At 73.2% G+C, this 26,980-nt stretch carries 23 protein-coding genes; 12 read left to right on the forward strand and 11 right to left on the reverse strand.

The window, feature by feature from the left end; genetic code table 11:
• Positions 1 to 5 precede the first annotated feature (5 nt).
• The 3 genes from ABZX40_RS33300 to ssuE all read right to left on the reverse strand — a co-directional run bounded on the left by ABZX40_RS33300 (position 6) and on the right by ssuE (position 2,196).
• The gene (locus ABZX40_RS33300; RefSeq protein WP_355742786.1) at positions 6 to 236 is read right to left on the reverse strand and encodes a hypothetical protein; all 231 of its coding nucleotides are present in this window, start codon (positions 234 to 236) and stop codon (positions 6 to 8) included.
• A gap of 115 nt (positions 237 to 351) precedes the next feature.
• Positions 352 to 1,494 (reverse strand): LLM class flavin-dependent oxidoreductase, encoded by a 1,143-nt coding sequence (locus tag ABZX40_RS33305; RefSeq protein ID WP_355742783.1) that lies wholly within the window; start codon positions 1,492 to 1,494, stop codon positions 352 to 354.
• A gap of 147 nt (positions 1,495 to 1,641) precedes the next feature.
• Complete coding sequence (ssuE, locus tag ABZX40_RS33310) at positions 1,642 to 2,196, reverse strand: NADPH-dependent FMN reductase (protein WP_355742780.1); 555 nt, start codon at positions 2,194 to 2,196, stop codon at positions 1,642 to 1,644.
• Positions 2,197 to 3,283: 1,087 nt separating this feature from the next.
• Between ssuE and ABZX40_RS33315 the strand changes: the two genes are divergently transcribed.
• The gene (locus tag ABZX40_RS33315) at positions 3,284 to 3,730 is read left to right on the forward strand and encodes an SPW repeat protein (protein WP_355742777.1); all 447 of its coding nucleotides are present in this window, start codon (positions 3,284 to 3,286) and stop codon (positions 3,728 to 3,730) included.
• A gap of 133 nt (positions 3,731 to 3,863) precedes the next feature.
• Here the strand turns inward: ABZX40_RS33315 and ABZX40_RS33320 are convergent, their stop codons facing one another.
• Positions 3,864 to 4,658, reverse strand: coding sequence for a metalloregulator ArsR/SmtB family transcription factor (locus tag ABZX40_RS33320; protein WP_355742774.1), 795 nt, complete (start codon positions 4,656 to 4,658; stop codon positions 3,864 to 3,866).
• A gap of 65 nt (positions 4,659 to 4,723) precedes the next feature.
• Here ABZX40_RS33320 and ABZX40_RS33325 point away from each other — a divergent pair, with 65 nt between their 5' ends.
• Together ABZX40_RS33325 and ABZX40_RS33330 are read left to right on the forward strand one after the other, a co-directional pair.
• Positions 4,724 to 5,281, forward strand: a complete 558-nt coding sequence (locus ABZX40_RS33325; protein WP_355742771.1) for a hypothetical protein — start codon at positions 4,724 to 4,726, stop codon at positions 5,279 to 5,281.
• A gap of 458 nt (positions 5,282 to 5,739) precedes the next feature.
• Positions 5,740 to 6,924: a Cmx/CmrA family chloramphenicol efflux MFS transporter gene (locus ABZX40_RS33330; RefSeq protein ID WP_355742768.1), complete on the forward strand. Its 1,185-nt coding sequence runs from the start codon at positions 5,740 to 5,742 to the stop codon at positions 6,922 to 6,924.
• 64 nt (positions 6,925 to 6,988) lie between these two features.
• Here ABZX40_RS33330 and ABZX40_RS33335 read toward each other — a convergent pair whose 3' ends face one another.
• Positions 6,989 to 7,792, reverse strand: a complete 804-nt coding sequence (locus tag ABZX40_RS33335) for a GNAT family N-acetyltransferase (RefSeq protein ID WP_355742765.1) — start codon at positions 7,790 to 7,792, stop codon at positions 6,989 to 6,991.
• Positions 7,793 to 8,002: 210 nt separating this feature from the next.
• On the opposite strand from ABZX40_RS33335, the gene ABZX40_RS33340 reads away from it, so the two are divergent.
• Positions 8,003 to 8,485, forward strand: coding sequence for a nucleoside deaminase (locus ABZX40_RS33340; RefSeq protein WP_355742762.1), 483 nt, complete (start codon positions 8,003 to 8,005; stop codon positions 8,483 to 8,485).
• A 484-nt stretch (positions 8,486 to 8,969) separates the two neighbouring features.
• Here ABZX40_RS33340 and ABZX40_RS33345 read toward each other — a convergent pair whose 3' ends face one another.
• Entirely contained in the window at positions 8,970 to 9,725 is a 756-nt protein-coding gene (locus tag ABZX40_RS33345; protein WP_355742759.1) for a chaplin, read from the reverse strand.
• A gap of 319 nt (positions 9,726 to 10,044) precedes the next feature.
• Between ABZX40_RS33345 and ABZX40_RS33350 the strand changes: the two genes are divergently transcribed.
• From ABZX40_RS33350 to ABZX40_RS33360, 3 genes are all read left to right on the forward strand, one after another.
• Entirely contained in the window at positions 10,045 to 11,874 is a 1,830-nt protein-coding gene (locus ABZX40_RS33350) for an alpha/beta hydrolase (RefSeq protein WP_355742756.1), read from the forward strand.
• Positions 11,875 to 11,930: 56 nt separating this feature from the next.
• Positions 11,931 to 13,025 carry a chemotaxis protein gene (locus ABZX40_RS33355; RefSeq protein ID WP_355742753.1) on the forward strand — a complete coding sequence of 365 codons (1,095 nt, stop codon included), beginning with the start codon at positions 11,931 to 11,933 and terminating at the stop codon, positions 13,023 to 13,025.
• A gap of 66 nt (positions 13,026 to 13,091) precedes the next feature.
• Complete coding sequence (locus tag ABZX40_RS33360; protein ID WP_355742750.1) at positions 13,092 to 14,111, forward strand: Gfo/Idh/MocA family oxidoreductase; 1,020 nt, start codon at positions 13,092 to 13,094, stop codon at positions 14,109 to 14,111.
• 40 nt (positions 14,112 to 14,151) lie between these two features.
• Here ABZX40_RS33360 and ABZX40_RS33365 read toward each other — a convergent pair whose 3' ends face one another.
• Together ABZX40_RS33365 and ABZX40_RS33370 are read right to left on the reverse strand one after the other, a co-directional pair.
• Positions 14,152 to 15,237, reverse strand: a complete 1,086-nt coding sequence (locus ABZX40_RS33365) for a maleylacetate reductase (protein WP_355742747.1) — start codon at positions 15,235 to 15,237, stop codon at positions 14,152 to 14,154.
• A 104-nt stretch (positions 15,238 to 15,341) separates the two neighbouring features.
• Positions 15,342 to 15,824, reverse strand: coding sequence for a MarR family transcriptional regulator (locus ABZX40_RS33370; protein WP_355742744.1), 483 nt, complete (start codon positions 15,822 to 15,824; stop codon positions 15,342 to 15,344).
• A gap of 161 nt (positions 15,825 to 15,985) precedes the next feature.
• Here ABZX40_RS33370 and ABZX40_RS33375 point away from each other — a divergent pair, with 161 nt between their 5' ends.
• Entirely contained in the window at positions 15,986 to 16,900 is a 915-nt protein-coding gene (locus ABZX40_RS33375) for a dioxygenase (protein WP_355742741.1), read from the forward strand.
• A gap of 6 nt (positions 16,901 to 16,906) precedes the next feature.
• Positions 16,907 to 18,400 carry an aldehyde dehydrogenase family protein gene (locus ABZX40_RS33380; protein ID WP_355742738.1) on the forward strand — a complete coding sequence of 498 codons (1,494 nt, stop codon included), beginning with the start codon at positions 16,907 to 16,909 and terminating at the stop codon, positions 18,398 to 18,400.
• Between the two features lie 407 nt (positions 18,401 to 18,807).
• Here ABZX40_RS33380 and ABZX40_RS33385 read toward each other — a convergent pair whose 3' ends face one another.
• A complete protein-coding gene (locus tag ABZX40_RS33385; RefSeq protein ID WP_355742735.1) occupies positions 18,808 to 19,218 on the reverse strand; it encodes an SsgA family sporulation/cell division regulator in 411 nt (136 codons plus the stop codon).
• Between the two features lie 411 nt (positions 19,219 to 19,629).
• Between ABZX40_RS33385 and ABZX40_RS33390 the strand changes: the two genes are divergently transcribed.
• Positions 19,630 to 21,039 (forward strand): SpoIIE family protein phosphatase, encoded by a 1,410-nt coding sequence (locus ABZX40_RS33390; protein WP_355742732.1) that lies wholly within the window; start codon positions 19,630 to 19,632, stop codon positions 21,037 to 21,039.
• Between the two features lie 63 nt (positions 21,040 to 21,102).
• Here the strand turns inward: ABZX40_RS33390 and ABZX40_RS33395 are convergent, their stop codons facing one another.
• Positions 21,103 to 22,596, reverse strand: coding sequence for a hypothetical protein (locus ABZX40_RS33395; RefSeq protein WP_355742729.1), 1,494 nt, complete (start codon positions 22,594 to 22,596; stop codon positions 21,103 to 21,105).
• 242 nt (positions 22,597 to 22,838) lie between these two features.
• Here ABZX40_RS33395 and ABZX40_RS33400 point away from each other — a divergent pair, with 242 nt between their 5' ends.
• A complete protein-coding gene (locus ABZX40_RS33400) occupies positions 22,839 to 24,011 on the forward strand; it encodes an aminoglycoside phosphotransferase family protein (protein WP_355742726.1) in 1,173 nt (390 codons plus the stop codon).
• A 302-nt stretch (positions 24,012 to 24,313) separates the two neighbouring features.
• The gene (locus ABZX40_RS33405; protein WP_355742724.1) at positions 24,314 to 26,269 is read left to right on the forward strand and encodes an N-acetylmuramoyl-L-alanine amidase; all 1,956 of its coding nucleotides are present in this window, start codon (positions 24,314 to 24,316) and stop codon (positions 26,267 to 26,269) included.
• A gap of 6 nt (positions 26,270 to 26,275) precedes the next feature.
• On the opposite strand, the gene ABZX40_RS33410 is transcribed toward ABZX40_RS33405, so the two are convergent.
• Positions 26,276 to 26,773 carry a hypothetical protein gene (locus tag ABZX40_RS33410; RefSeq protein ID WP_355742721.1) on the reverse strand — a complete coding sequence of 166 codons (498 nt, stop codon included), beginning with the start codon at positions 26,771 to 26,773 and terminating at the stop codon, positions 26,276 to 26,278.
• Positions 26,774 to 26,980: the final 207 nt, after the last annotated feature.

Here is a 26,980-nt window from a genome sequence, read left to right on the forward strand (position 1 = left end):
GGACGTCAACGGGCCGTCAACGGCCCTGCGGCGGAGCCGGGCCGCCTCGCCGGGGGTGAGGTCCGGGCCGCCGAGCCGGGCCTCGGCCGCTTCCCGGAGCCGGGGCGCGGCGCGGGGTTGATGACGCGGGCCTTGCGCCAGTCGGGCACCGTCGGCGCGTGCAACCGGTGGTCGTGCGGACGGCCCAGCGTCCGGCCGAGGGCCACGACCCGCCATGGCTGCTGTCGTGTCGGCACCTCCGGCATCGTCGGCCCCACCGGCCTTCCCCCGCCATGTCGCTGCCGGACGTGGCGTCACGGCCCCGCCCGATCCGTTCCATGCGGACGGTCCGCCCCTCGGACCCATCAAGGACTACCGGGCGAACGGCACCTGCGCCCCAACCCCCGCCGGCTCCCCCGCCGGATGCCGCCACAGTCCCCGGGCCGCCAGCAGGGGCAGGACGCCCTCGCCGAACCAGTACGCCTCCTCCAGGTGCGGATAGCCGGAGAGGACGAACTCGTCGATGCCGAGGGCGTGGTACTCCAGGATGCGCTCGGCGACCTCGGTGTGGCTGCCGACGAGGGCCGTGCCCGCGCCGCCGCGGACCAGGCCGATGCCCGCCCAGAGGTTGGGGTGGATCTCCAGGCCGTCACGGGAGCCGCCGTGCAGGGCGAGCATCCGGCGCTGCCCCTCGGACTCGCTGCGGGCGAGGCCGCTCTGCACGGCGCGCACGGTCTCCGGGTCGAATCCGGCGAGGAGCCGGTCCGCCTCGGCCCACGCCTGTCCGGCGGTGTCCCGGGTGATGACATGGAGACGGATGCCGAAGCGCAGGGTACGGCCCTCCCGGGCCGCGAGCCGCCGGATCCGGGCGATCTTCTCGGCGACCTGGGCGGGTGGCTCACCCCAGGTGAGGTAGACATCGACATACTTCGCGGCGATCTCCCCGGCGATCGGCGAGGACCCGCCGAAGTACACCTCGGGCACCGGGTCGGGCACCCGGGCGAGCCGCGCGTCCTCGACCCGCAGATGCGCGCCGTCCAGGTCGACCGTCTTCCCCGCCCACAACTGCCGCACGACGTCCAGGAATTCGCCGGTTCGGCGGTAGCGGTCGTCCTTGTCGAGGAAGTCGCCGTAGGCCCGCTGCTCGTGGGTCTCGCCGCCGGTGACGACATTGAGGAGGAGCCGTCCGCCGGACTGCCGCTGGAAGGTGGACGCCATCTGCGCGGCGAGGGTCGGGGAGACGAAGCCGGGGCGGAAGGCGACCAGGAACTTCAGCCGCTCGGTGTGCCGGCTGACCATCGCGGTGGTGAGCCAGGCGTCCTCGCACCAGGCGCCGGTCGGGGTGAGGGCGGCGGCGAAGCCGAGATCCTCGGCGGCGCGGGCGATCTGGCTGAGGTAGGCGACGGTGGGCGGCCGGTCGCGGCCGGAGGCGGTGGCCGGGCTGCCGTGCCCGCCGCCGACGACATGCCGGCTGTCGCCGTTGGTGGGCAGGAACCAGTGGAACGTGAGGGGCACCGGGGGTTCTCTCCGATCGGGGCGGACCGTGGCGGGACGGACCGTGGCAGGGCGGACCGTGGCAAGGCAGGGTCTGTGCACGAGGCCAGAGCCCGTGACAAGGCAGAGCCTGCGACGAGGCAGAGCCTGCCTGTGTACGAGGCGGTGTCAGCTCGCGGCGGCCAGCAGTGGCCTGCTGCCGAGGGCGAGCGAGAACTGGTCGACGACCTGGGTGAGCGCCTCGGTGGCGGCGTCGGCGACGGTGAGGGAGCCGTCATCGTGGACGGTGATGTCCTTGTCGAGGGTGAACCAGCCCTGCACTATGTGGCCCGCGCCCATGGAGCTGAGGACGGGGCGCAGGGCGTAGTCGATGGCCAGCACATGCGCGGTGGTCCCGCCGGTGGCGAGCGGCAGCACGGTCTTGCCGGCCAGCGCGTACTGCGGCAGCAGATCGAGCAGCGCCTTGAGGACCCCGGAGTACGCGGCCTTGTAGACGGGGGTGCCGACGACGACCCCGTCCGCTCGGGCGAACAACTCGGTGGCCGCCACGATCGCCGGGTGCCGGAAGTCGGCGCCGAGCAGTGCCTCCGCGGGGATGGTGCGGACGTCGAGCGGGATGACCTCGTGGCCCTGAGCCGTCAGGCGCTGATCGAGGTGGCGCAGCAGCCGGTTGGTCCGGGAGGAGGCGGAGGGGCTGCCGGAGACGGACAGGACGGTGGCCATGCGGTCCTCTTTCGGGATACGGGAAGAGCGGGGGCGCCCGGGGTGCGGCGGCTGAGCGGTCGCAGTCGTTCGAAGCGCTGGGCCGGCGGGGAGGGGAGGGGTCAGGCGTGGCCGGTGGGCCGGGGCGGGCCCCCTCCGTGATTCCGTCCCGTCCCGTGCGCGTACCCGTTCCCTTGCCTGTTCCCTTGCCTGTTCCCTTGCCCGTTCCCGTGCCTGTCCCTGTGCCCATTTCGGTGCGGGCGGTGAATTGCGGGGGCTGGGTGGTCCATTGGGACTCCTGTCACCGACTTCCCTTTCGGACACGCCGAATTGATCCACGTTGATCCACGGACGGGTCCCGGTATTTCGGGTGCGCGGAATGCGGAGGGGAATGGGAAAGGGGTGGAGAGAAGAGCGTGTGCGCGGCGGATCGGGGCGGTGATCAGGCCACGGAGCAACAGGAGGCGCTGAAGACGCGCGCGAGATCGACATGGCGCCGCCGCGTGAGGTCCAGTCGCATCATCATGTCCTCGATCGTCGCAGCCGCCTGTCCGGGCGTCAAGGTAAACTTGACCGGTCTCGTATCGCGGACCATTGAATTCCATGAACGCCGGGAGCCCGAAACCCGCGAACGGCCCGGAATGCGGGCCGTATTCCACGGCGGCGCGGACCGGCGGGTGGGATTGCGGCGCACCGCGTCTCGCCGAGGTCCGGGAACTGCGGCTGTCCGGGGCCGCGTTGAGGGCGACGGCGGTGAGCCCGTCCGGAACGCGCCGACCAGCGGGCGCGTGAGGCGACGACCGACCCTGCCGGTCCGCCGACCAGAGGGGTCCGGGCACTCCGCCGGAGCGGGCGACACGAGGGCGATCACGAGGGCGATCACCGCACTCACCCCCGGCGCCGCACCCGCCCCGGGTGCCGCACCCACCCCCGCGTGCCGGTACCCCCTCCCGGCACCCACCCCTCCCCCGGCAGCCGCCTCACCGATCGGCCACTCTCCCTGAGCGCTACACATAAGTCCGAAATGGGAGCACAATGAACTTATGCGGCGTTTACCGCACACCGCACCAGAAGCGGTAATGCCTGCCAGTCACAAGGGAGACGACTCATGGCCAATGTCTCGCACACCAGAGGTGACATATCAAGCCACCCTGATGTCTCCGAAATGCGGGATCGCTACGCCCGCATGCTCGGCGGTCGCGATGTGGCGCTCATGGACGGACCAGTGTTCCTGCTGGGGCTGTACTGTGCGGCGTCCCCGTGGATAGTCCACTACTCGGCCAATCAGCCCGCCCTCGCCACCCACAATCTGATCATGGGGATAGCGATCGGCCTGCTGGCCCTCGGATTCACCAGGGCCCCGGAACGCATGTACGGCCTGAGCTGGGCGATGTGCGCGATGGGCGTGTGGATGATCATCGCGCCGTGGATCGTCGGCACGAACCCCGACAGGGGCGTCATCTGGAACAACGTCGTCATCGGAGCCCTCGCCGTGATCCTGGGCCTGGCCTGTGCCGGTGCGGCCTTCAGGACGGCCCGCAAGCCAGTGACGTAGACGGAAGGGACGGGACGGCCCGGCCGGTCCGCGCGCGGCACGCGCCGCGGACCGGTCCAGTCGTGTCACCCTCCGCCCCTCTGTCCGGCCGTGTCACCCCCCGTCGGACCAGAAGACCGAAACAACCACCAGGTCACGACGACGGCATCAGCCACGGCGCCTGCGGCAGCGCCCGCCCGGTCTCCAGCAGCGACTTCAGGTTGGACAGCACCTGCGGCCAGCCGAGGGAGACATCCGCCAGCTCGCCCTCGTCGGGCAGGTCCTCATGGGTGACGGTCAGCCGGACGATGTCGCCGTGCGGCCGGATGTCGTAGGTGACCCGGGAGAAGGCGTCCGCCTGTTCCGCCTTCGCCGGGTCCGCCCAGCTGGTGACCAGCCGGGTGGGCCGGTCGCTCTCGACGACCGTGCCGACGATGTCCTCGACGCCGGAGCCATCGGTGCGGACGTGCGCCCAGGGGGACCCCGGTCGCCAGTCCGGCGAGACATTGCTGTGGCCCCAGAAGGCGGCGGTCAGTTCGGCGTCGGTGAGCGCGTCCCACACCTTCTCGGGCGTGCTCGCGATGTAGGTGACATAGATGTACGTGGGCTTGTCGGTCATGGCTTCCTCGGCTCGTCGCTTCAGGGCACCGAGCGCGCGCAGCCGCGGGCGCTCGAACTTGTCGATCCACCGCTCCTGGATCTCATGGAGCGGCACCGGATTGAGGTAGTGCAGCTTCTCCCTGCCCCGCCGCACCGTGCTGATCAGGTTCGCGGCCTCCAGGACGGCCAGATGCTGGGTCACCGACTGACGGGTCATCTCGATCCGCGCGCACAGCTCACCGAGCGTCTGCCCGTTCTGCTCGTGCAGCCGGTCCAGCAGTCTGCGGCGGGTGTCATCGGCCAGCGCCTTGAAGACCTGGTCCCTCGCGGAGTCACTCTCTGATCGCACACTCAACGTTATGCAGGCAAATACTTGCATGTCAAGCGGAGGCCGCTCCGGGCACCCTGTACCGCATGGATCCAGCGCGGGCAGGGGCCGAGGTACTGCTCATCGGCGGGCGCGCCGGCGTCGGGAAGACCACGGTCGGCTGGGAGGTCTCGGCCCGGCTGCGGGCGGCGGAGGTCGCGCACGCCGTGCTCGACGGCGACTTCCTGGGCATGGTGCATCCGGCGCCACCGGGCGATCCCCATCGATCGACGGTCACCGAGCGCAATCTGACGGCGGTCTGGGGCACCTACGCCGAACTGGGCCACCGCCGGCTCGTCTACACCAACACCCTGAGCGTGCTGGGCGAGACGGCCGCCATGTTCCGGCGCGCGATGGGCGCGGAGGTACGGATCGTACGAGTGCTGCTCACGGCCACCGATGCGACGACCGCGGGGCGGCTGGCCGGGCGGGAACTGGGTTCGGAGCTGGCACAGGAACTGGCGGGCAGCGCGCGCAAGGCCCGGCTGCTGGACCGGCACGCCCCCGAGGACACGGTACGGGTGGCGACGGACGGGCGGTCGGTGCCGGACCTGGCGGAGGAAGTCGTCCGGGTCACGGGGTGGGTGACGGCGGGTCGGGGCTGAGTCCGCCGGCCGAAGGCGCCCGCGCCGCCGATGGCGGCGGCCGTGCCCTGGGTGATGTCGACGACGGCCAGGGCCGCGAGACCAATCCGGTTGATCGCGGGAGCGCCCCGCCGCTACCCTCCCCGGCATGACACCTCCCGAGTCGGACAGAACCAGGCCGCCGGTCACTCGGCGGCGGACAGGTTCTCAGCCGTAGGGCGTTTCGTCGACTTCCCGCCCACCGGGCGACGACGACACGCCCCGGCCGGTTGCTCGCTCACGCGAGCGATCGGCCCCCGCCTCCCGTGGCCGGACCCCGTATCCGTGGGCCCGGTCGTCGTCCCGTCGTGTCATCCCGACCCCGCGCACCTCGACCTCCGTCGAGGCCGTGTCACCGTCTGCCGGTGACCGGCCGCGACGCGGCTCACGGCATCCCCCGTCCGTCCCCCTTTCGCCCTTTGCCGTGGGAGCCGACTTCCGTGCCGTTGTTCATCAGAGTCCTCAGCCTTGCCGTGTTCGCGCAGGGCACATCCGAATTCATGCTCGCCGGTCTGGTGCCCGGCATCGCGTCCGATCTGGACGTGTCGACCGGCGCCGCCGCGAGCCTCACCTCCGCCTACGCCGTCGGCATGATCGTCGGCGCCCCCGTGATGGCCGCGCTGGGCGCGCGCCGGCCCCGGCGGCGGGCCCTCGCCGGGTTCCTGGCGATGTTCGTCGCCGTGCATGTCGTCGGGGCACTCACCGACGACTTCGCCGTGCTCTTCGGTACCCGGGTGATCGCGGCGGTGGCCAACGCCGGGTTCCTCGCGGTCGCCATGTCGGTCGCGCACACGCTGGTGGCGCCGGAGCGCCAGGCGCGGGCGACGGCCGTCCTGCTCTCCGGGGTGACGCTGGCCTGTGTCGTCGGGGTCCCGGTGGGAGCCGCGCTCGGTGAGGTCGCCGGGTGGCGGGCGGCGTTCTGGGCGGTGGCGCTGCTGTGCCTGCCCGCCCTGGCGCTGGTCTTCCGCTCGGCCCCGTCCGACGCGGCGGACCTGTCCGCGGTGTCCGTCCGCGCGGAAGCACGAGTGCTGCGGGCGCGGCCGGTACGGGTCGCCCTGGCGCTGGGGGCGCTGGTCAACGGGGCCACCTTCGCGACCTTCGCCTATCTCGCGGTGCTGGCCACCGAGGTGACCGGGCTGTCCGAGGGCGTGGTGCCCGGACTGCTGGCGGCGTTCGGGGTCGGCTCGTTCGCCGGGGTCACCTGGGCGGGCCGCACCGGGGACGGCACCCTCCGCCGGGACCTGCGGATCGCGCTGCTGGCGCTGCCCGCCGCGTGGGTCGTCCTGGCGCTGAGCAGCACCTCGGCCGTGGCGCTCCTGCCGGTCGCCGTGCTGCTCGGGGCGCTGTCGTTCGGCGTCGGCTCGTCGCTGATCAACCGGGTGATGAGCACCGCGACGAACGCTCCGGTGCTCGCCGGGTCGTTCGCGACGGTGGCGTTCAATGTCGGCGCCTTCGCCGGTCCGCTGTTCGCCGGGCTGGCCACCGAGGCATCAGGGGACGCCCGGCTCGCGGTGTGGGTGAGCGTGGCCCTGTCGGCGGGGGCGGGGGCGGTGCTCCTCACGGACCGGGCGACCCGGCGCCGGAGTCCTTCGGCCGTCACCGGCCGCCCCATGGACCTGCCTTGATGAGCCTCGGGGCAACCCACGGCGACGCGCCCCGAGGCGCGTCGCCGTCCCCCCGGCCCGGCCCCTACACCTCCACCGCCGACGGCGCCCCTTCCGGCACATACAGATACGGCGTCGTCGTGGTCAGCGGCTGGAAGCCGAGGCGTTCCAGGATGGGGCGGCTCCGGGCGAGCGCGTCGACCTGGAGATAGCGGTAGCCGTTCGCGACGGCGACGCGGGCGCGGTGGGCGACCAGGGCGCGGTAGATGCCCTTGCCCCGCCAGGACTCCACCGTGCCACCGCCGAACAGGCCCGCGAAGCGCCGGCCCGGCAGCAGTTCCAGCCGGGCCGCGCTGACCGGCTCGTCCCCGGCCAGGGCGAGCACCGCCACGACGGCCTCCGGGTCGGCCTTGAGCTGGGCCAGCATCCGCGCTCTCAGCCGGGAACTGTCCGTGCCGAACGCCTGTTCGTGCACCTGGGCGGCCAGGTCGACGCCGGACGCGTCGGTGACCGGCACGATCCGGATGCCGCCGGGCGCCTCGGCGTTCAGATCGAGGTCGGCGACCTCGACGATCATCAGCGTCTCCTCCGGCTCCGGGGTGAACCCGGCGGCGACGAGCCGCTGCCCCAGGTCGAAGGGGTGGTCATGGCCGTAGACCTTCCACTCGAACCGCTGGCCGAGCGCGGTGAAGTCGGTGATCTGCCGGGCGATGGCCGCGTCCGCGGTCGACTCGTCGAGGTCGGACCAGAGAACACCGTTCCAGCCGTGGGCCGGGGCGATCTGGCGGACCACCCGCCCCACCCGCTCGATCGTGGCGTCGGGCCCGTCGGGGTGCGCACCCTCGCGCATGTCCCGGTCGAAAAGTGCGAGTACCCCGGAGTGATCCATAGGCCACACTCCATCACCGAAGCGTGCTCAGGGCAACGAAATTCACCGAACCTCACATATCCCTTGGGCCGCGCCGCCCCGAGCGACATAGGCTGCCCGGGAAGATCACTCACGGTCACCGGAGACCGATGAGGACCGAAAAAGCACTGCCGATGACCGGCCGGGGCACTCCCCGCCGGGCCGCCGCGCATGACGAGAAGGGCGTACGCCATGGTCGAGAGAGCCGAGCTGCCGTATCTGCGGCGGTGTCTGGAACTGGCCGAAGAGGCACTCGCGGCCGGGGACGAGCCCTTCGGATCGGTGCTGGTCGGGGCGGACGGGGCGGTCCTGGCGGAGGACCGCAACCGGATCGCCGGGGGTGACCGCACCCGCCACCCCGAGTTCGAGCTGGCCCGCTGGTCGGCCGCGCATCTGACGCCCGAGCAGCGCGCCGGGGCCACGGTCTACACCTCCGGCGAGCACTGCCCGATGTGCGCGGCGGCACATGGATGGGTGGGCCTGGGCCGCATCGTGTACGTGGCGTCCTCGGCACAACTGGTGTCCTGGCTCACGGAACTGGGCGTCGAGCCCGCGCCGGTACGCCCGCTGCCGGTCCAGGAGGTGGCTCCGGGTGTGGCGGTGGAGGGCCCGGTGCCGGAACTGGAGGCGGAGATCAGGGAGTTGCACCGCCGGGCGCATCCGCCGCGCGGCTGAGTCCGAGGCGTGGACGCGGGGCGGCTGCCGCCGGGCTGACGACTGCCGGGGGCGGCCGACCGGCTCACCCACTCCGGCACCTGCCGCCCCGCACCACCTGCCCCGCACGACCCACCCCCCGAGCGCCCCAGCACCACCCGCCCCGCGAACACCCCAGCACCACCCGCCCCCGCGAGCGCCCCCATACCGACAGGCGCGCGCCCCTTCACCCCAAACAGCCCCGGACCGACCACCACACCCCCGACCACCGCCATCCCCCCGACACACACCCGGGCCCCGCCAGTCACCCGGACCCCGAATCACACCCGGACCCTCCCAGTCACCCAGACCCGCCCAGTCACCCGGCCCCCAAATCACACCCGGACCCTCCCGGTCACCCAGCCCCCCTCCCCAGCCACCCGGCCCCCGACACACACCCGGGCCCCGCCAGTCACCCGTACCGGCGGGGCCCAGGAACCGGAAGGATTCCGGTCAGAGGGCGAGGTCAGCCCCGCGCGCCCTGCGGCCGGTACCGCCGGTAGAGCGCCGCTCCGCCCAGCACCAGCGCGCCCGCGCCGAGCGCGACCGGCAGCGTGGCATCCGTACCCGTATGGGCCAGTGACGCCGTGGTGCCGGGCGGGGCCGGCGCGGGTGCGGCCGGGGCCGGGGTGGACCGGGCCGGGGTCTCGGGCGCCGGTGTCGGCTTCGGTCCCGGCGCCGCGGGGCCCTCGGGTCCGACGGGCCGCTCGGGGCGTACCGGACGCTCCGGGCGCTCCGGGCGCTCCGGCGGCTTCTGCGGGCCCGGCCCGTTGACCGACTGGTTGCCGATCGCGGGGTTGCCGAGGCCGACGACATTCACACTGTTGCCGCTGACATTGACCGGCAGATCGATCGGCAACTGCACTCCATTGCCGGACACGACCCCGGGTGAGCCCGTGGCCCCGCCCTCCGCCGACGCCCCCGCCGGCGCCCCGCCGGGCTTCCCCGCTCCGGCGCCGCCACCCGCGCTCTCATTGGCGCAGGTGTTTCCCGCGGCCGGGTTGAGGAGCCCTACCACGTTCACCGTGTTGCCGCACACATTGACCGGGACGTCCACCGGGAGCTGAATGGTGTTGCCGGAGATCAGCCCCGGTGAACCGGTCGCGCCACCGGCCGCACCCGCGCCACCGGCCGCGAAGGCGGCCCCCGCGGGAAACGCCACGGCCATCGCGCCGGAGGCGGCTGCGACCGCGATCACACCGTTCCGGGTAACCCGCTTCATAGGTTCCCTGCCTTCCAGACTTGGTCACGGGCACTCGCCCGCAACGGATAAAACGCAGCCGAACCATCCGAGTTATGGCCAATCCCCCTTTCACCCCATCGAGTGGACAGAGTTATCGAACTGGTTGCAAAACCGTGTATCGATCACATCACGTGATCATCCCGACAGACCGCACACGGGTCCCACCCGCCCCGGGCGGGGGGGATCAGCCCCCGGGTGGCCGACGGGCGCCCCGGTCGGCCGCCGCCTATGGTGAGCCGAGGCCCCGTTCCCCGGTTCGCGGCGCGGCATCCGCCGCAGGCCGCCCTTGGAGGCATCGATGCTGAGCAGGCTGCTGGTGCGCCCCGCGGTCGTCGCCGCGGCCACCGGTCTCGCGCTCGTCGGCACCGCGCTCCCCGCGACCGCCACGTCCGACGCCACATCCGCCGCCACGCCCCCCGGCGCGGGCCGCACCGCCGAGCCCGACCTCACCCGCTTCTACCGCCAGAAGGTGACCTGGGGCGGCTGCGAGGGCGACGCGGTCCCCCGGGACCTCCAGTGCGGCACGGTCACCGTGCCCCTGGACTACGCGGAACCCGGCGCCGGAACCCTGGACCTGGCCCTCGCCCGCTACCGCGCCACCGGCGACAGACAGGGCTCGCTCGTCCTCAACTTCGGCGGCCCCGGCGGCGCCGGGGTGACCGAACTCGCCTACGGCGGCGAGGACTTCATGAACCTCACCGACGGCTACGACGTCATCGGCTTCGACCCGCGTGGCGTCGGCCGCTCCTCCCCCGTCAGCTGCGGCACCGCCGCCTACGGCACCGGGAGCGCCCCCGAGGAGGAGTCCACCGACCCCCTGGCGGACCCGGCGGCGCTGCTGCGGCAGCTCCGCGCGGCGGCGGCCGAGTGCGCACGGCACTCCGGCCCGGTCCAGCACCACATGGGCACCGTCGACGTCTCGCGCGACCTGGACGTCATACGCCAGTCCGTCGGCGACAGAAAGCTCAACTACCTGGGCTTCTCGTACGGCACCCGGCTGGGCTCGGTGTACGCGGCGCAGTTCCCGGACCGGGTGGGCCGGATGGTCCTGGACGGCGTGGACACCCTCACCGAACCGCTCACCGAGCAGGGCATCGCGGGCGCCCGGGGCCAGCAGACCGCGCTGGAGGACTTCCTGAACTGGTGCGTCGGTGACGTGGCCTGTCCGTTCGGCCAGGATCCGCGCCGCGCGCGCGAGGACGTCGTACGGCTGGTGCGGTCGCTGGACGAGGATCCGGTGCCGACGACGTTCGGCGGGCCGTTCTCCGGTCAGGATCTGGTGGGGGCGATCGGGCAGGCGCTCTACAGCGAGGAGTTGTGGCCACTGCTGGAGCGCGCGCTCGCCTCGCTGATGGAGGACGGCGACACCCGGGGGGTGGAGAGCTTCGCGACGGGCGGAATGGCGACGCCGGGCGGGGTGGCGGTGCCGACCGCGCCCCGGCCCCGGCCGAAGGACCGGGAGTCCGCGACGAAGACCGGGAACGGGAAGGAGACCCGGACCGGAAAGGCGACCCGGGACGGGAAGGAGACCGGGGACGGGAAGGAGACCGGGGGCGGAGAGAAGGCCGGGGACGGGAAGGAGACCGGGGGCGGAGAGAAGGCCGGGAACGGAAAGGCGACCGCACCCGCGCCCGCGAACCCCGCTCCCCACGAGACGCCCGTCGGCGAGGACGACATCCCGTTCGACAATCTCCCGGCCGCCCTGACCGCCGTGAACTGCGCGGACGACCCCGACCGGCCGGACGCCGCACGGCTCGCCCGGGAGCTGGCCCGGCTGCGCCCGGCGTACCAGCGGGCGTCCCCGGTGTTCGGCACCCAGCGGCTCACCCAGGTGCTGCTGTGCCACGGCCGCCCCCAGGGCACGGATTTCATCCGCGAGCGGGTCAAGGACGTCGGTTCGGCGAAGCTGCTGCTGGTCGGCACGCGCGGCGATCCGGCGACGCCGTACCGCTGGACCGAGCAGACGGCGAAGCGGCTCGGTCCGGCGGCGGTCGTCCTGGACAACAAGGGCGACGGGCACACCGGGTACGCCTCCTCGAAGTGTGTGCGCGGCAAGGTCGAGGACTTCCTGCTGTACGGGTCGCTGCCGCCGAGCGGGAGTTCCTGCGGGGACGAGCCGAGCCGGTGAGCGATGCCCCGAACGCACCGCATGCCCCGTCCGGGAATCGGCCCTATGGTGCTGTCATGGAGCACGCACTGAGTCCCGCGACCCTTGCCGAACTGCGCCGCCCGCGCCCCTATCCGGCCGTCTCCGTCCTCACCCCCACCCATCGCCGTGGGCCCGACAACGCCCAGGACCCGGTCCGGCTGCGCAATGTGGTGGCCGAGGCCAAGAAGCAGCTGGAGGCGGATCCGGCGGTCACCAAGGAGCGGCGGGCGGAGGTGGTGAGCCAGCTCGACCAGGCGCTCACCGAGGTCGATCTCGCGCACTCCGAGGACGGACTGGTGATCTTCGCGGCGCCCGGTGAGCACCAGGTGTGGTCGCTGGCCCGGAGCGTGCCGGAGCGGGTGGTGCTCTCGGACACCTTCCTGACCCGCAATCTGGTCTCCGCGCAGGCCGCCGAGCGGCCGTTCTGGGTGCTGTCGGTCTCGTCGGACCGGGTCACCCTGTGGAACGGCGGGGCCGACCGGGTGCGTGCGGCGGCCCTCGGCGCCTTCCCCCTCGTCCGGGAGCCGGAGAACTTCGACCCCGAGCGCCAGGAGCGGATCGGCGACACGCCGAGCACCTTCCGCGACGAGCGCACCCGCGCCTTTCTGCGCGAGGCCGGCACCGCGATGGACGCCGTACTGCGGAGCAGTCCCCGGCCGTTGTTCCTCACCGGTGAGACGGCCGCGCTGGCGGCGTTCGAGGAGGTCGCCGGGGTGGCCCGGCGCGGGGTGCAGCTTCCGCACGGCGGGCTGGCGCACGGCACCCCGGACGCGGTGTGGCAGGCGGTGCGCCCGGCGGTCGCGCGGGAGGCGGCGCGCGGGGTCGAGCGGGTGACCGGGGAACTCGAAGCCGCCCGGGGCCGCAAGGAGTTCGCGGCCGGGGTGGACGAGGTGTGGCGGAACGCCCGGGAGGCCAGGGTCCGGCTGCTGGCGGTGGAGGAGAACTTCCGGGTCACCGTCCGCGACGACGGCGACCATCTGATCCCGGCCGAGGGCGGTGACCTCGACTCCCGTGAGGACATCGTGGACGAGATCGTGGAGAAGTGCCTGGAGACCGGCGCCGATGTACGTTTCGTCCCGGACGGCACCCTGGGCGACGCCCGGGGCATCGCGGGTGTCCTGCGCTACTGAGCCGCCCGGGCCGCCCGGCGATCTACCCTGGCCGAAAGTCATCGTCGGCCGCGAGGGAGTACGTACGTGGGTGAGCTGCTGGGCGTTGCCGTGCTGGGTGCCGGGCACATGGGCGCCGACCACATCCGGCGGATCGGGCGGCGGGTGGGGGGCGCCCGGGTCGTCGCCGTGGCCGATCCCGAACGGTCCCGGGCCGAGCGGGCGACGGCCGGACTGGACGGCGTCGCCCTCCACGCGGAAGCGGAGGCCGCCCTCGACACCCCGGGCGTCGGCGCGGTGGTGATCGCCACGCCGGACACCCTGCACGAGACGGCGCTGCTGGCGGCGCTGGAGCGGCGGCTGCCGGTGCTGTGCGAGAAACCGATGGCACCGGACTCGGCGGGGGCCCTGCGGGTCGTCGCGGCGGAGGCGGCACTCGGGCGGCGCCTGCTCCAGATCGGCTTCATGCGCCGCTACGACGCCGGGTACGCGCGGCTCAAGGCGGTACTGGACGCCGGGGAGCTGGGCCGGCCGCTGATGCTGCACTGCGTCCACCGCAATGTCTCGTCGCCGCCCGGTTTCACCTCGGCGATGCTGATCAGCAGTTCCGTCTCGCACGAGATCGACGCGGCGCGCTGGCTGCTCGGCCAGGAGATCACCGCCGTCACGGCCCTGCGGCCGAGCCCCTCCTCACAGGCGCCGGGCGGGCTCCAGGACCCGCAGTTCCTGCTGTTCGAGACGGCGGGCGGCGCGCTGGTGGACGTGGAGATCTTCGTCAACTGCGGCTTCGGCTACCAGGTGCGCTGCGAGGCGGTGTGCGAGCGGGGCAGCGCCCGGATCGGCGAGGACCACGGCATACGGGTGACCAGGGCGGCCGAGGCCCGCGAGGACGTCCCGCAGGACTATGTCGTCCGGTTCGCGGACGCCTACGACCGTGAGCTGCGCGCCTGGGTGGACGCCGTCCGGGACGGCCGGGTCACCGGCCCGAGCGCCTGGGACGGCTATGCCGCGACCGCCGTCGCCGAGGCGGGCGTCCGCGCGCTGGAGAGCGGCACCCGCACGACGGTCGAACTGGCCCCGCGCCCGCCGCTGTACGAACAGACCTGATCCCCTCACTCCACAGGGTTGGCGCCGCCCGTCGCCGAGCTCACACATCCGCCCCCGTGTACGCCGCCCGCAGCAGTGCCCGTACGTCGTCCGGGGTCACGGGGCGCGGGTTGGCGAACGGGATCTGGGCGAGGAGCAGTTCGGCGGTGGGGTCGACGTCGGCCGCGGTCATGCCGAGGTCGGCCAGGGAGCGGGGGGCGCCGAGCGAGCGGGCGAGTTCCTGGAGGGCGGTGGGCGGGTGCCCGGTGTCCAGCGCCCGGCCCAGCGGGGCGAGCCGGTCCCGCGCGGCCTCCTCGTTGAAGGCGAGGACATAGGGCAGGACCACGGTGTGGGTCTCGGCGTGCGGCAGGTCGAGCGCGCCGCCGAGGACATGACACAGCTTGTGGTGCAGGGACATGGTGGTGACGCCGAGACAGGAGCCGCACAGCCAGGCCCCGTACAGGGCGTCCGCGCGGGCCCGCCGGTCGCCGGGCTCCCGGACGATCTCCGGCAGCGCGCCCACCAGCCGCCGTACGCCCTCCTCGGCGAGCAGGGCGACGAAGGGGGAGGTGTCGGGGGCGTAGAGGGCCTCCACGGCGTGCGCGACGGCGTTCATGGCGCTGGTGACGGAGGTGCGGGCGGGGAGGGTGAGGGTGAGGTCGGGGTCGTAGAGGACGGTGCGGGGCAGGACGGCGGGGTCACGGCCGGTGGTCTTGCGTCCGGCGTCGGTCAGGCCCCAGACCGGGGTCATCTCGGACCCGGCGTAGCTGGTGGGGACGGCGAGGTAGGGCAGGCCGGGGTCCAGGGCGAGGGCCTTGGCCAGTCCGGTGGTGGAGCCGCCGCCCACCGCCACACAGCCGTCGGCCGCGAGGTCCCGGGCCACCGTGCGGGCCCGGTCGGCGACCGCGACCGGCACATGCATCCGCGCCTCGGTGAACCGGCCCGCGCACCGCTCCCCGAGCAGTGCGGCGGCGGTCGCGGCGAGGTCCGCGCGGCCCGGCGTGGACAGCACCAGCGGTCTGCGCAGACCCAGGTCGGCGGTCAGCCGGGGCAGCGCGGCCAGGGTGCCGGCCCCGAAGCTCACCCGGGTGGGCGGCGGCTGGTGGTCGAACGCGATCGCCTCGCGTCCGGCGTCGTCGGAACCCATGGGGAACTCCTTCGTGGTGCGGGAGGGACGGAGGCGAGGAACCCCCTCGGGATCCTCGGCTCAGGGTGCCTGACAGGGAGCAGGGCGGGAGTACCGAGCCGCCCTCACCCTTCGGCGAACCCCGCGCCCAGCATCCGCACACAGCTCTTCAGATCCGCGAGCAGTTGTTCGCGGTCGCGCTGGGTCAGCTCGCGCAGCATCTGCCCCTCGACCGTGTCCACCGCCTCGTCGCAGGCGGTCAGGACCCGCTCGCCCTCGGGGGTGAGGTCGATCCGGATCAGCCGGCCGTGCGAGCTGTCCGCCTCGCGGGAGACGAGCCCCTTGGTCTCCAGGGCCTTGACGACCTCGCTCATCGACTGCGGGGTCATGAAGGTGCGGCGGGCGAGCTGGGCGTTGGACTGCCCGGCGCGCAGCTCCAGTTCGACCAGCGCCGCGTACTGGGGGGTCGTCACCCCGTGGGGCCGGACCGCCTCATCCAACTGGCGGCGCATCGCGCGCTCCAGCCGGGCGATCACATAGGTGACGCGGGGCTGCTGCCGCCGGACGCTCCGCCGGGTGCCGGGGGGAGCCGGATCACTGCTCGTCATATCAGGCACGGTAACAAGAAGTTGTCAGGAATCCGATGACAGGACGGCGGGCGGAAGCGGCGCGGAGGGGGAAGAGACAACGGGACGGACCGACCCGGGGAAGAACCGGGCGGGAGACAGAAGAACGAGCGAACGAGCGAACGAGAGAAGGCGAGAGCGGGATGACCCCGGACTCGACCCCCACCCATGACGGCCCCGCCGCGGACGTCACCTCCCCCGAGGAGATCACCGCGGCCGTCGTCGCGAGCTTCGGCGGCTGTCCGCAGCCCCGGCTGCGGCTGCTCCTGGAGCGGCTGGTCCACCATCTGCACGCCTACGCCGCCGAGGTGGGCCTCACCCAGGAGGAGTGGCACGCCGGAATCCGGTTCCTGACGGAGGCCGGCCGGATCACGACCGAGGAGCGGCAGGAGTTCATCCTGCTCTCGGACACCCTCGGGCTGTCCATGCTCGTGGACGCCCTCAACCACGAGCAGGGCGGCACGACCACCGAGTCCACCGTCCTCGGCCCGTTCTGGGCGGCGGGCTCACCCCTGCGCCCCTACGGCGCCACCATCGCCGAACGCCCCGCCGGGCCGCCCACCTGGGTCCACGGCCGGGTCACCGGCCCCACCGGCACCCCCCTCGCCGGGGCGGTGCTCGACATCTGGCAGAACGGCGACGACCGGCTCTACGCGGTCCAGGACCCGGACGCGCCCGCGCACCATCTGCGGGGCCGCTTCCACACCCGCGAGGACGGCTCGTACGCCTTTCTCGCGGTGCGGCCGACGGCCTACTCGATCCCGGACGACGGGCCGGTGGGGCGGATGCTGAGCGTCGCCGGGCGGCATGCCTGGCGGCCCGCGCATCTCCATCTGCGGGTCGACGCGCCCGGTTTCCAGTCACTGACCACACACATCTTCGACGCGGACAGCGCCTACCTCGACTCGGACGCGGTCTTCGCGGTCAAGCCGTCGCTGCTCCGTGTGTTCGAGCCGCACGACGGCGACGACCCGGAGCGGCCCCCCGGCGTCGAGGGCCCCTGGTTCTCCGTCCGCAACGACCTCGTCCTGTCCCCGACACCCGCCGAGGAGCGATAGCCCCGCATGGACACCTTCGAGACATCGGATTCCGGCCCCGAGTCGGCCGACGGAGTGCAGCGCCTGCTGATCGGCGGCGTCTGGCGGGCCGCCGAGGGGGACCGGACGACGGTCGCCCTGAGCCCGGTCACCGAGCGCCCGCTCGCCCCGGTGGCCGCGGCCTCCGTCGCCGACGCCACCGCGGCCGTGGAGGCCGCCGAGGACGCCTTCGGGGCCTGGTCGGCGACCGCGCCCGCCGAGCGGCGGACGGTGCTGCTGCGGGCGGCCGGGCTGCTGGAGGAGCGGGCCGAGGGGATCGCCGCGGTGATGACCGGCGAGACCGGCGCGGTCCGGGCCTGGGCGGAGTTCAACGTCCGGCTGTCGGCCGGGACTCTGCGCGAGGCGGCGGCCCAGGCGTACGGCCTGGTCGGTGAGGTGCTGCCGTCGGATGTGCCGGGGCTGCTGGCGACGGGCGTACGGCGGCCGGTCGGGGTCGTGGTGGGCATCGTGCCCTGGAACGCGCCGCTGATCCTGGGTGTCCGGGCGGTGGCCTGGGCACTGGCCTACGGCAACACCGTGGTGCTCAAGGCGTCCGAGCAGTCGCCCCGCACCCATGGGGCCGTCGCGGCGGTGCTGAAGGACGCGGGGGTGCCGGACGGCGCGGTGAATCTGGTGACCAACGCGCCCGGGGACGCCCCGGAGATCGTCGAGGAACTGGTCGTCCATCCGGCGGTCCGGGCGATCAACTTCACCGGGTCCACCCGGGTCGGCCGGATCATCGCCCAGAAGGCGGCCCCGCACTTCAAACGCACCCTGCTGGAGCTGGGCGGCAAAGCACCCCTGGTGGTGCTGGACGACGCCGATCTGGACGCGGCGGCAGCGGCGGCGTCCTTCGGGGCGTTCATGCACCAGGGCCAGATCTGTATGTCGACGGAGCGGATCGTGGTCGACGCGGCGGTGCACGACCCGTTCGTGGAGCGGCTCGCGGCGCGGGCGAAGGCCCTGGTGACCGGCGATCCGCGCGAGCCGGGCACCCAGCTCGGCCCGATGATCGACCGGCGGGCGCTCGGCCATCTCCGGGCGCTGCTGGACGACGCGGTGACCCGGGGCGCGCGCTGTGCGGCCGGCGGCGGCCATGACGGTCTGCTGCACGAGGCGACGGTGGTCACCGGGGTCACCCCGGCGATGCGGCTCTACCACGAGGAGTCGTTCGGCCCGGCGGTGAGCGTCGTACGGGCCGCGGACACCGAGGACGCCGTCCGGATCGCCAACGACACCCCGTACGGGCTGGCGAGTGCGGTGTTCGGCCGGGACACGGACCGGGCTGCGGCGGTGGCGGACCGGCTGCGCACCGGTATCGCGCACATCAACGGGGCGACCGTGCACGACGAGCCGATCATGCCGTTCGGGGGGCTCGGTGACAGCGGCTGGGGCCGGTTCGGCGCCCGCGCGGCGCTGGCGGAGTTCACCGATCTGCGCTGGATCACCGTCTCCCGGCAGCCGCGCGAGTACCCGATCTAGCGGACGGGCGATCGAGGTCCCGGGCTCCCGGGCTCTCGGGTTCCCGGGCGATCGGGTTCCCGGGTCCCGGCGGGGAGTTCGTCCGGGTGGGCCGCGAGGGCTGCGAGCGGGGGGTGCGCATCCTGCGGCATCCTGCGCTTCCCGGGTTGCTCCTCAGGCGCACCTCAGGCACTTCCCGGGCGGCTCCCGGGGCTTCCTGGGGGTTCCCGGGGGTTCCCGGGCGCCTCCACGGTCGGGGCGCGCGGCGGGCAGGCGGGCGCGCGGACCGGGATCGGCCGCCGGGTGGAGCCGGACATGCCGGGGCCGACCGGCCCGGAGGTGGACGCGCGGTACGCGCGCGGGGCGCGGCCCGGCTCGATGGTTCGGGGTGACCTGGGGACCCTTCGGCCCCGCTACGGCTGGCCCCGCTACGGCTGACCGGTCAGTTCGTTGAGGCAGCGCTCCACCGCGGGGCCGAGGTCCTCCGCTCCGGAGGCCACGATGGCGTAGGTCCGGACCAGGAACCGGCGCAGGGCGGCGGTGTCGAACTGGAGCAGGGCCAGTCCGTAGGGGGAGTGGAATTCGAGGACGGTCCGGCTCCGGCCGCAGGGCCAGATGTGGACGTCGCCCTCGCCGACCGGGCCGTCCAGTCCGGCCGCCAGCAGGGCGCGGGCGAACGTCCAGACGACATCCTCACCGGCCAGGGTGACTTCGGGCGGGAAGGCCACATGCACGGCGAGCGGGTCGCTGGAGCAGTAGTGCAGGGTGGAGGGGACGGGGAGCTCCTCCTCGCCCGTGATCAGTCGGGCACGGGCGGGTTGGTCGAGGGTGATCTCCATGGCCGTCTCCCCTGAGGTCGTCCGGATTTCCGGTGTGCTGTTACGACCCCGGACACCCTCTCCCCCGTACGCTCTCACCATGATCAACTTATGTGACCTGCGTCACAGCGAAGGGAGTGTGCCCGCAGAACCCGGCCCGCACCGCGCGCGGCATCATCCACCGGTCCGTCAACGCGCGTAGGGGCGCTACGCCAGCCCCGGGCCCCCGGGGTAGGCCGAAGTCGCAGGACAGTCCGGCCATGAAGACGCTGGCATATGCCTTGAGCACCACCGTATCGTGTGTTGCCAAATCCCTTACAGGGCGTGGCCGCCTGTGTCACAGTCGTAGCGGTCCCATCGCCAGCCCTGGTCGTACCTCCCCCCGGTCCCGGCCCGCCCGGAGCGGGGGAACCCCTCGCATCGGAGTGCGTCATGCCGTCCCCTCTCCCAGCGGACCGCCCCGTCACCCGGCTGCCCTCGGGCGCCCCGGTCGAAGCGTTGATAACACAGACGCGCCGGCTCAAGGGCGATGTGGACGCCGTACGACGGGACACCTCGGGGGACGACTGCGCACCCCGCCGCCGCTGGCAGCGGGCACTCTACGATCTGGCCCTGCATCAACTCGAAGACCTGGACGGGCACTTGGCGCAGCTGCGGGACGGCCCGCAGGCCGGCGTCCCCGCCCCGCGACCCGCCCCGCCCGCCCCCACCGGGGGTTCACTGCTCGCCCGGGTCGGCAGCGCGGAGTGGAATCTGCTGACCGACGAGGCCAACTGGTCCGCCGAACTGCACACCATCCTCGGCCGCGACCCCGCCGCTCCCCCGCTCACCCTCGACGAACTGCCCTCCCTGGTGCACGAGGAGGACCGCCCCCGGCTGACCGCGATGGTGACGGACTGCCTGGTCGACGCCAAGCGGATCGACGGCGAGTTCCGGGTGCTGCGCCCGGACGGCCTGCTGCGCACCGTGCACATGATGGGCGAGCCCGTGCTCGACGCCGACGGCAGCACCGCGTCCATGTGGGCCGTGCTGCGTGATGTCAGCGCGCTGCGCCGCAGCCAGGCCGCCGTGAGCGAGACCCGTGACTCGCTGCGGCGCCACCGGGAGCGGGAGCACTCCGGGCACCGGCTCGCGGTCGGGTCGCGGGAGGCCGCCGTCCCCGCGTGGCGCGGCCCCCTGCGGCTCCCGCGACAGGGCGCCGGACTCGATCTCGCCGCCCGCGCGCTGCCCGCCTCCCCGGACACCCCGACCGGCGGCGACTGGTACGACGTACTGGAACTGCCCGACGGGGACACCCTGCTGACGGTCGGTGAACTGACCGGGCGGGGGCCCACCGTCATCGCGGACGTGGCGATGGCGCTGGGCGCGCTGCGGGGCATGGCGATGGCGGGTACCGGGCCCGGCCAACTGCTGTCCTGGCTCAACCAGTTGCTCGACAGCAGTGCCGAACCCGCCCTGGGCAGCGCGGTCTGCTGCCGCTACCGCCCGGCCGCCCGGACCCTGACCTGGGCCCGCGCGGGACACCCCGCCCCGCTGCTGTTCCGCGACGGGACGGGGGGCCGGCTGACCGCTCCGGACGGGGTGCTGCTGGGCGCCACCTCGGGCGCCGAGTACGGCGAGACCGAGGTGACCCTCGTACCGGGTGATCTGCTGCTGTTCCACACCGACGGGCTGGTGCCCGGCGGTGGGCGCCCCTTCGCGGGGAGCCCGCTCCTCGATCTGGCCCCCCGGCTGTCCGGGGCGCGGACGGCTCAGGACGGTCTGGGCACGGTGGAGGAGGAGTTCGGCGGGAGCGGACGCGAGGACGACGCCTGCGTGCTCATCGCCAGGGTGACTTCGTAGGGACGTGGAGTGGAGATGTGGGGTAGAGAGGTGGAGTGGAGATGTGGATCGGGGGCGGCCTGACTATGCCTGGGTGCTGCTGCCGCCCTTGCCCTTCGCCCGGCTGAGGGCGGTCTTCAGTTCCTCCCGGAGTTCGCTGATCCGCGGGTTGTCCGCGTACTGGGCGGTGAGCCGGTACATCTGGTGCATCCGGTCCCAGGTGCGGTGCGAGGAGTTGTTGCCCATGAACCTCAGGGCCTCGCGGGCGTACTTGGCGCCCTGATCGGGGTCGTTCGCGATGAAGGACGCGGACGCCATCGACAGATGGTCGAAGATCTTCGACCGCTCCCGCCCGTCGTTGCGCAGGGCGAGCGCCTTCTCCGCGTAGTGCTGCGCGTGCGCGGCGGCCCCCGGGTCGAACTCCGCGAGGCTGCGGTAGGACAGGGCCTGCATCCCGTACAGATCCTCGTCCTTGAAGGTCTTCATCCAGCTGGGGGTCTCCTCGTCGCTCTGGGAGGCGAAGAGTTCCTCGGCCTGTCCCAGGGTGCGGCGCATGGCCTGGCCCTTGCCCATCGACGCCTGCGCCCAGGCCTCGATGGTGTGGAACATGGAACGGGTCTGGGGCAGCATCTGCTCCCCCGCGCCCGAATGGGCGAGTTTCATCAGGTCCAGCGCCTCGTCGGGCCGGCCCAGATGGACCATCTGCCGGGCCGCCCGGGAGAGCGCCTCGCCGGCCCGTGGCCGGTCACCGCCCTCACGGGCGGCCTGGGCGGCGATCACAAAGTACTTCTGGGCCGTGGGCTCCAACCCCACGTCGTGCGACATCCAGCCCGCCAGGGCGGCGAGGTCGGCCGCCACACACCACAGCCGGCGCTGAAGGTGCGGAGGGTGATGGTAGGCGAGCATGCCGCCCACCTCGTTGAGCTGGCCCACGACCGCCTTGCGCTGAAGCCCGCCCCCGCGGGCCGCGTCCCAGGCTCGGAACACTTCGACCGAACGCTCCAGTTCCTCGATCTCCTGCGATCCGATGGGGGCGGCCTCGTAGCGGTCGAACCCAGCGGGGTCGGCGTGCAGGGGGTTGTCGAGTACGGGAGCGTCGGGGGTCAGGGCCGGATCGGTGTGCAGCCAGTCGTGCATGGCGCTGCTGAGTGCGGATCCCGCGGCGAGCACGGCGCCCGCGCCCACCAGACCGCGTCGGTTGAGCATGAGGTCCATTCCCGTGAAATCGATGAGGAACGCGGCCGTCCGTCCGGGCGCCCAGGGCAGTTCGCCGGGATGCTGTTCCGTGCTCCCGTCGCCCTGCCGTTTCCCCACGCGCCCGTGCCGGACCAGACCGAGGTCCTCGATGGTCACGACACGGCCGAGACGCTCTGTGAACAGGGCCGCCAGCACCCGCGGTACGGGATCGCGCGGGATCTCTCCCATGTCGATCCAGCGCCGCACCCGCGAGGTGTCGGTCGACAGCTGGGGGTGGCCCATGGCCGCCGCCTGCTTGTTGACCAGCCTCGCGAGCTCGCCCTTGGACCAGCCGGCCAGGCCGAACAGGTCCGCCAGGCGGGTGTTGGTTTGTCCGCTCACGTCAAGCCCCCAGGTTCTCGGCTGAGTTGACATTAGCCCCGGGAAAGTTGCCGAGCGACTATTCGCCAGGGTTCGCCAGGGTGCGCCAGATGGTGTGCCACCGGGCACGGGGTGTCAGGTAGGAAAGCGCCACCCCGACCCGGCGGCCGTACTGGTACACGGTGCACTCCCCAGGGTGCACCAAGGTCACCGGGCCGGGGTGCGTATGACGTCGCAGGCACACGAAGGGATCTGTTTCGCCCATGTACGCAGCCTCGTCCTCCGTGTCCGCACCCCCCCGGCCGCTCCGCCCGCGCACCCAGGGCCCGGTCCCCGCCCGTCCCGGCGAGGCCCCCCTGTCGGGCGGCGGCCCGTATCTCGCTCCCGCGCGGGGGGCCGGAGCCGTGCTCGGCGCGGGCCGGGCCCGGCGTGCGGGACCCGGCAACCAACCGCTCAGCGGGAGACTCGACTTGTCCGGCCCTCAGGGCGCCCAACTGCGGACGGCCATCGCGTCGGTGCACCGCATCTGCCCGGAGTTCGCCCCGGTGCAGGTACTGCGCCGCAGCAACCGCGCCGTGCTCCTCGTCGGTACGACGGGACGCAGCACCGCCGTCGCCAAGTGTTTACTGGATCAGTCGCCCCGGTGGGCCGAGCGGATCCGGCACGAGATAGCGGCATACCGCTCGTTCGTCCGGCACCGCCCCCCCGTGCGGGTGCCGAGGCTGATCGCGGCGGACCCGGAGAACTGCACACTGGTCATCGAGCGGATGCCGGGCCGGGCAGCGGCACTGCACCGCCACCCCGCCGAGGCCCCGCCCCGCGGGGACATCCGGGCGGCGCTGGGCGCGATCTGCCGGCTGAACGCCTGGCGTCCCCCGGCGGGCACCTTCACCGCCCCGGTCGACTACGCGGACCGGATCTCCCGCTTCCATGAGCAGGGCCTGCTCACCGACCGGGACCTCGGCGACCTCCAGAAGCTGCTGCACGGCATCGCGGCGACCGCGGGCCGCCAGGGCATGGGCCAGTTCTGCCACGGGGACGCCCTGCTGTCCAACATGCTGCTGTCCCCGGCCGGTCCGGTGCTGGTGGACTGGGAGCACGCGGGCTGGTACCTGCCGGGCTACGACCTGGCGACCCTCTGGTCGGTGCTGGGCGACGCCCCCGCGGCCCGCCGGCACATCAGCCAGCTCGCCCAGAACGCGGGACCGGCGTCCCGGGACGCCTTCCTGGTGAATCTGATGCTGGTGCTGACCCGGGAGATCCGCACCTACGAGACCGCAGTGCAGCGTTCGATGCGCGAGCCCACCCCGGCGGCGGGGGCGGGAACGCCGGGAGCGGTGCCCAGCGGCGAGGAGCAGCGGCTGCTGCTGCGGCGGTTGCACGATGACTGCCAGCTGGCCCGCAGGGCGGTCCGGGCAGCGGTCGGAACCCGCTGACGGCGAGGGAGAGAGCGAGAAGCAAGGGAGAGGCGGGGGCGGAGAGCGGCCCGCGGTGCGCTGGGACAGCGGCGCACCGCGGGCCTCTGCGTGTCCGGCGCCGGACCGCACCCGCACCGCCATTGGTGTACGCCGGTGACGCCCCGCCGGTCATCCGGCCTCCCCCGCGAAACCCCGCCGACCTGCGCCGACACGGCACCTCGGGGACGGCTGGGCATGATTGACGGATCGTCGGGAAGCGGCTACCACTGGCACTCCGGCCCCGTACGGCTCCTCGTGCCCGCCCGTCCCTGGAGGCTGTCTTGCGTCCACCCCCCACCGCCGCCCGCCCGCACGCCGGACGTGTCCGCAGGAGTGCCGGAGGGCTGGCCGCCGCGGCACTGCTGCTGCCCCTGCTGGGCGCCGCCCCCGCCCCCGCCCCTCGCGCGGGGCTCCAGGAGGCGTTCGCCACCGCCTCCGCCGACTACGGGGTACCGCGCAGCGTGCTGCTGGGGGTGTCGTACCTCCAGTCCCGGTGGGACGGCCACGGCGGGGCGCCGAGCGTGAGCGGCGGATACGGCCCGATGCATCTCACCGACGCCCGTACGGCGCTGGCGGACGCTCCCCATCACAGCGAGGGCACCGAGGACCCGCGCGGCGACAGCGCCCGCCCCGCCCTGCTGCCGACCGCCGCGCCACCGAGGGCGACGGAGCTTCCGGCGCGGCTGACGACCCTGCGCCGGGCGGCGGAGCTGACCGGGCTGAGCGCCGAGCGGCTGCGCACGGACCCGGCGGCGAACGTGGCGGGCGGCGCGGCCCTGCTGGCCGACGCGCAGCGGGAGCTGGGCGCCCCGGCGAGCGACGACCCGGCCCGCTGGTACGGGGCGGTGGCCCGCTTCTCGGGCGCGGACGACTCGGCGACGGCGGCGGCCTACGCCGATGAGGTGTTCGCGGTGATCCGGGGCGGGGAGCGGCGGGTGACCGACTCCGGGGAACGGATCGCGCTGCCCGCGCGGCCGGGGCTGGCGCCGGACACGGCACAGGTGACGGCGATCGGGCTGCGGACGGCGACGGCGGAGGGCACCGAGTGCCCCGCCACGGTGTCCTGCGAGTGGATCCCGGCGCCCTACGAGCAGTTCGGCGACGGCGACTACGGCAACCATGACCTGGGCGGACGGCCCGGGACCCAGCGCATCGAGTACATCGTCGTCCATGACACGGAGGGCCGCTGGGAGGGCGTCCTGGACATGGTCCAGGATCCCACCTACGTCTCCTGGAACTACTCCCTGCGCTCCACGGACGGCCATATCGCCCAGCACGTCAAGGCGAAGGACGTGGCCTGGCACGCGGGCAACTGGTACACCAACGCCACCTCGATCGGGCTGGAGCACGAGGGGTTCCTGGCGTCGCCGGACGCCTGGTACACGGAGGCGATGTACCGCTCCTCGGCCCGTCTGGTCCGCTATCTCGCCGCCCGGTACGACATTCCGCTCGACCGGCAGCACATCCTCGGCCACGACAATGTGCCCGGCCCGACGGCGGCGACCGTCCCCGGGATGCACACCGACCCCGGGCCCTACTGGGACTGGGCGCACTACTTCGAACTGCTGGGGCGGCCCTTCGCGCCGACCGCCAAGGCGGGCGCGGGGATGGTGACAGTCCTGCCGGAGTACGCGCGCAACCGGCCCGCGTTCACCGGCTGCGCCACCAGGGGCGAGCCCTGCGTGGTGCACGGCTCCAGCGCGGTCCGGCTGCGGACCGGGCCCGGGGAGTCGTATCCGCTGGTCAGGGATGTGGGGCTGCGGCCGGGTGGGGAGCCGTCCACGATCGATGTGAACGACATCGCCTCGCGGGTCTCCACCGGCCAGCAGTACGCGGTGGCGGGCCGGGACGGGGACTGGACGGCGATCTGGTACCTCGGCCAGAAGGCATGGTTCCACAACCCGGCGGAGGCGCCGACGGCGGTGCCCGCGAAGGGGAAGGCGATCACTCCCCGGGAGGGGCTGGCGAGCGTGCCGGTGTACGGCAGGGCGTACCCGGAGAAGTCCGCGTACCCGGAAGGGGTCCCGGCGCAGAATGTGTCACCGCTGCCGTACGCCTTGCCGGCGGGGCAGCGGTATGTGGTGGGGGACGAGGTGCGGGGGGCTTACTACTACGCGGTCACCTTCGCCACGGACGGGCACCGGGTGGTGACCGGGAAGGATCGGTACTACGAGATCCAGTTCGGTCACCGGGTGGCGTATGTGAAGGCGTCCGATGTGCGCCTGTCCCGGCCGTAGCGGGCTTCAGCCCTGCTGGAACAGTTCCGCCGGGAGGGGCTTGAGGAGGGCGTAGAGGTCGTCCGTGATGGGGCGGTCCCAGGCGGCGATGGTGACCAGGACGCCGTCGCTGCGGTCGAACTGGACGCAGGAGATCCGGCTCTCGGAGAGCTTCACGCGCCGCACGATCAGCAGGTTGTCGCCCTGCATCACCGGGACGTCCTCGGTGCCGGTGACGGTGACCTCCTCCTCGTTCTCCAGCGCGAGGAGGAGCTGGCCGACCTCGAAGGGGACCTGGCCCTCGGCGACCTCGCGGGCCGGGGAGCCCTCGGGGAGGTTGCCGATGATCATCGCGGGGCCGCGGCCACCGAAGAGGTCGTAGCGCAGGAAGACGCCCTGGCAGCTGCCGTCGGGGGCGGGGAGCAGACCGGCGCCGAGATTGCCGGGCCAGTCGCCCGGGTCCATGGCCAGTACGTCGAAATCGGGCCCGGCGGGGGTGGCGCTGCGGCGGCGGAGGAACGACATGCGGCCATGGTACGGGGTCCCTCCGGGGTGGGGGGTGGGGTGAGGGGGGGTTGGGCTGGGCCGGGTTGGGTTGGTGCGGGTGTGTTGTGGTTGCGGTGGGGTGCGCATTTCCCCGCGCCCCTGGGTGGTGCCTGGCTGGGGGTGGGGGGTGGGTGCGGGTCCGTGGTGGGGTTTGCGCAGTTCCCCGCGCCCCTGGGTGGTGCCTGG

It is taken from the genome of Streptomyces sp. NPDC004610 (genome assembly GCF_040609715.1).
Classification (GTDB): domain Bacteria; phylum Actinomycetota; class Actinomycetes; order Streptomycetales; family Streptomycetaceae; genus Streptomyces.

Excerpts from the sequence above, each read along its gene's own strand:
- ABZX40_RS33390 (WP_355742732.1), top strand. The coding sequence starts at position 19,630 with ATGCCGTCCCCTCTCCCAGCGGACCGCCCCGTCACCCGGCTGCCCTCG.
- ABZX40_RS33345 (WP_355742759.1), bottom strand. The coding sequence starts at position 9,725 with ATGAAGCGGGTTACCCGGAACGGTGTGATCGCGGTCGCAGCCGCCTCC.
- ABZX40_RS33315 (WP_355742777.1), top strand. The coding sequence starts at position 3,284 with ATGGCCAATGTCTCGCACACCAGAGGTGACATATCAAGCCACCCTGAT.
- ABZX40_RS33350 (WP_355742756.1), top strand. The coding sequence starts at position 10,045 with ATGCTGAGCAGGCTGCTGGTGCGCCCCGCGGTCGTCGCCGCGGCCACC.
- ABZX40_RS33385 (WP_355742735.1), bottom strand. The coding sequence starts at position 19,218 with ATGGAGATCACCCTCGACCAACCCGCCCGTGCCCGACTGATCACGGGC.
- ABZX40_RS33335 (WP_355742765.1), bottom strand. The coding sequence starts at position 7,792 with ATGGATCACTCCGGGGTACTCGCACTTTTCGACCGGGACATGCGCGAG.
- ABZX40_RS33365 (WP_355742747.1), bottom strand. The coding sequence starts at position 15,237 with ATGGGTTCCGACGACGCCGGACGCGAGGCGATCGCGTTCGACCACCAG.
- ABZX40_RS33375 (WP_355742741.1), top strand. The coding sequence starts at position 15,986 with ATGACCCCGGACTCGACCCCCACCCATGACGGCCCCGCCGCGGACGTC.
- ABZX40_RS33410 (WP_355742721.1), bottom strand. The coding sequence starts at position 26,773 with ATGTCGTTCCTCCGCCGCCGCAGCGCCACCCCCGCCGGGCCCGATTTC.
- ABZX40_RS33400 (WP_355742726.1), top strand. The coding sequence starts at position 22,839 with ATGTACGCAGCCTCGTCCTCCGTGTCCGCACCCCCCCGGCCGCTCCGC.
- ssuE (WP_355742780.1), bottom strand. The coding sequence starts at position 2,196 with ATGGCCACCGTCCTGTCCGTCTCCGGCAGCCCCTCCGCCTCCTCCCGG.
- ABZX40_RS33340 (WP_355742762.1), top strand. The coding sequence starts at position 8,003 with ATGGTCGAGAGAGCCGAGCTGCCGTATCTGCGGCGGTGTCTGGAACTG.
- ABZX40_RS33370 (WP_355742744.1), bottom strand. The coding sequence starts at position 15,824 with ATGACGAGCAGTGATCCGGCTCCCCCCGGCACCCGGCGGAGCGTCCGG.
- ABZX40_RS33355 (WP_355742753.1), top strand. The coding sequence starts at position 11,931 with ATGGAGCACGCACTGAGTCCCGCGACCCTTGCCGAACTGCGCCGCCCG.
- ABZX40_RS33325 (WP_355742771.1), top strand. The coding sequence starts at position 4,724 with ATGGATCCAGCGCGGGCAGGGGCCGAGGTACTGCTCATCGGCGGGCGC.
- ABZX40_RS33380 (WP_355742738.1), top strand. The coding sequence starts at position 16,907 with ATGGACACCTTCGAGACATCGGATTCCGGCCCCGAGTCGGCCGACGGA.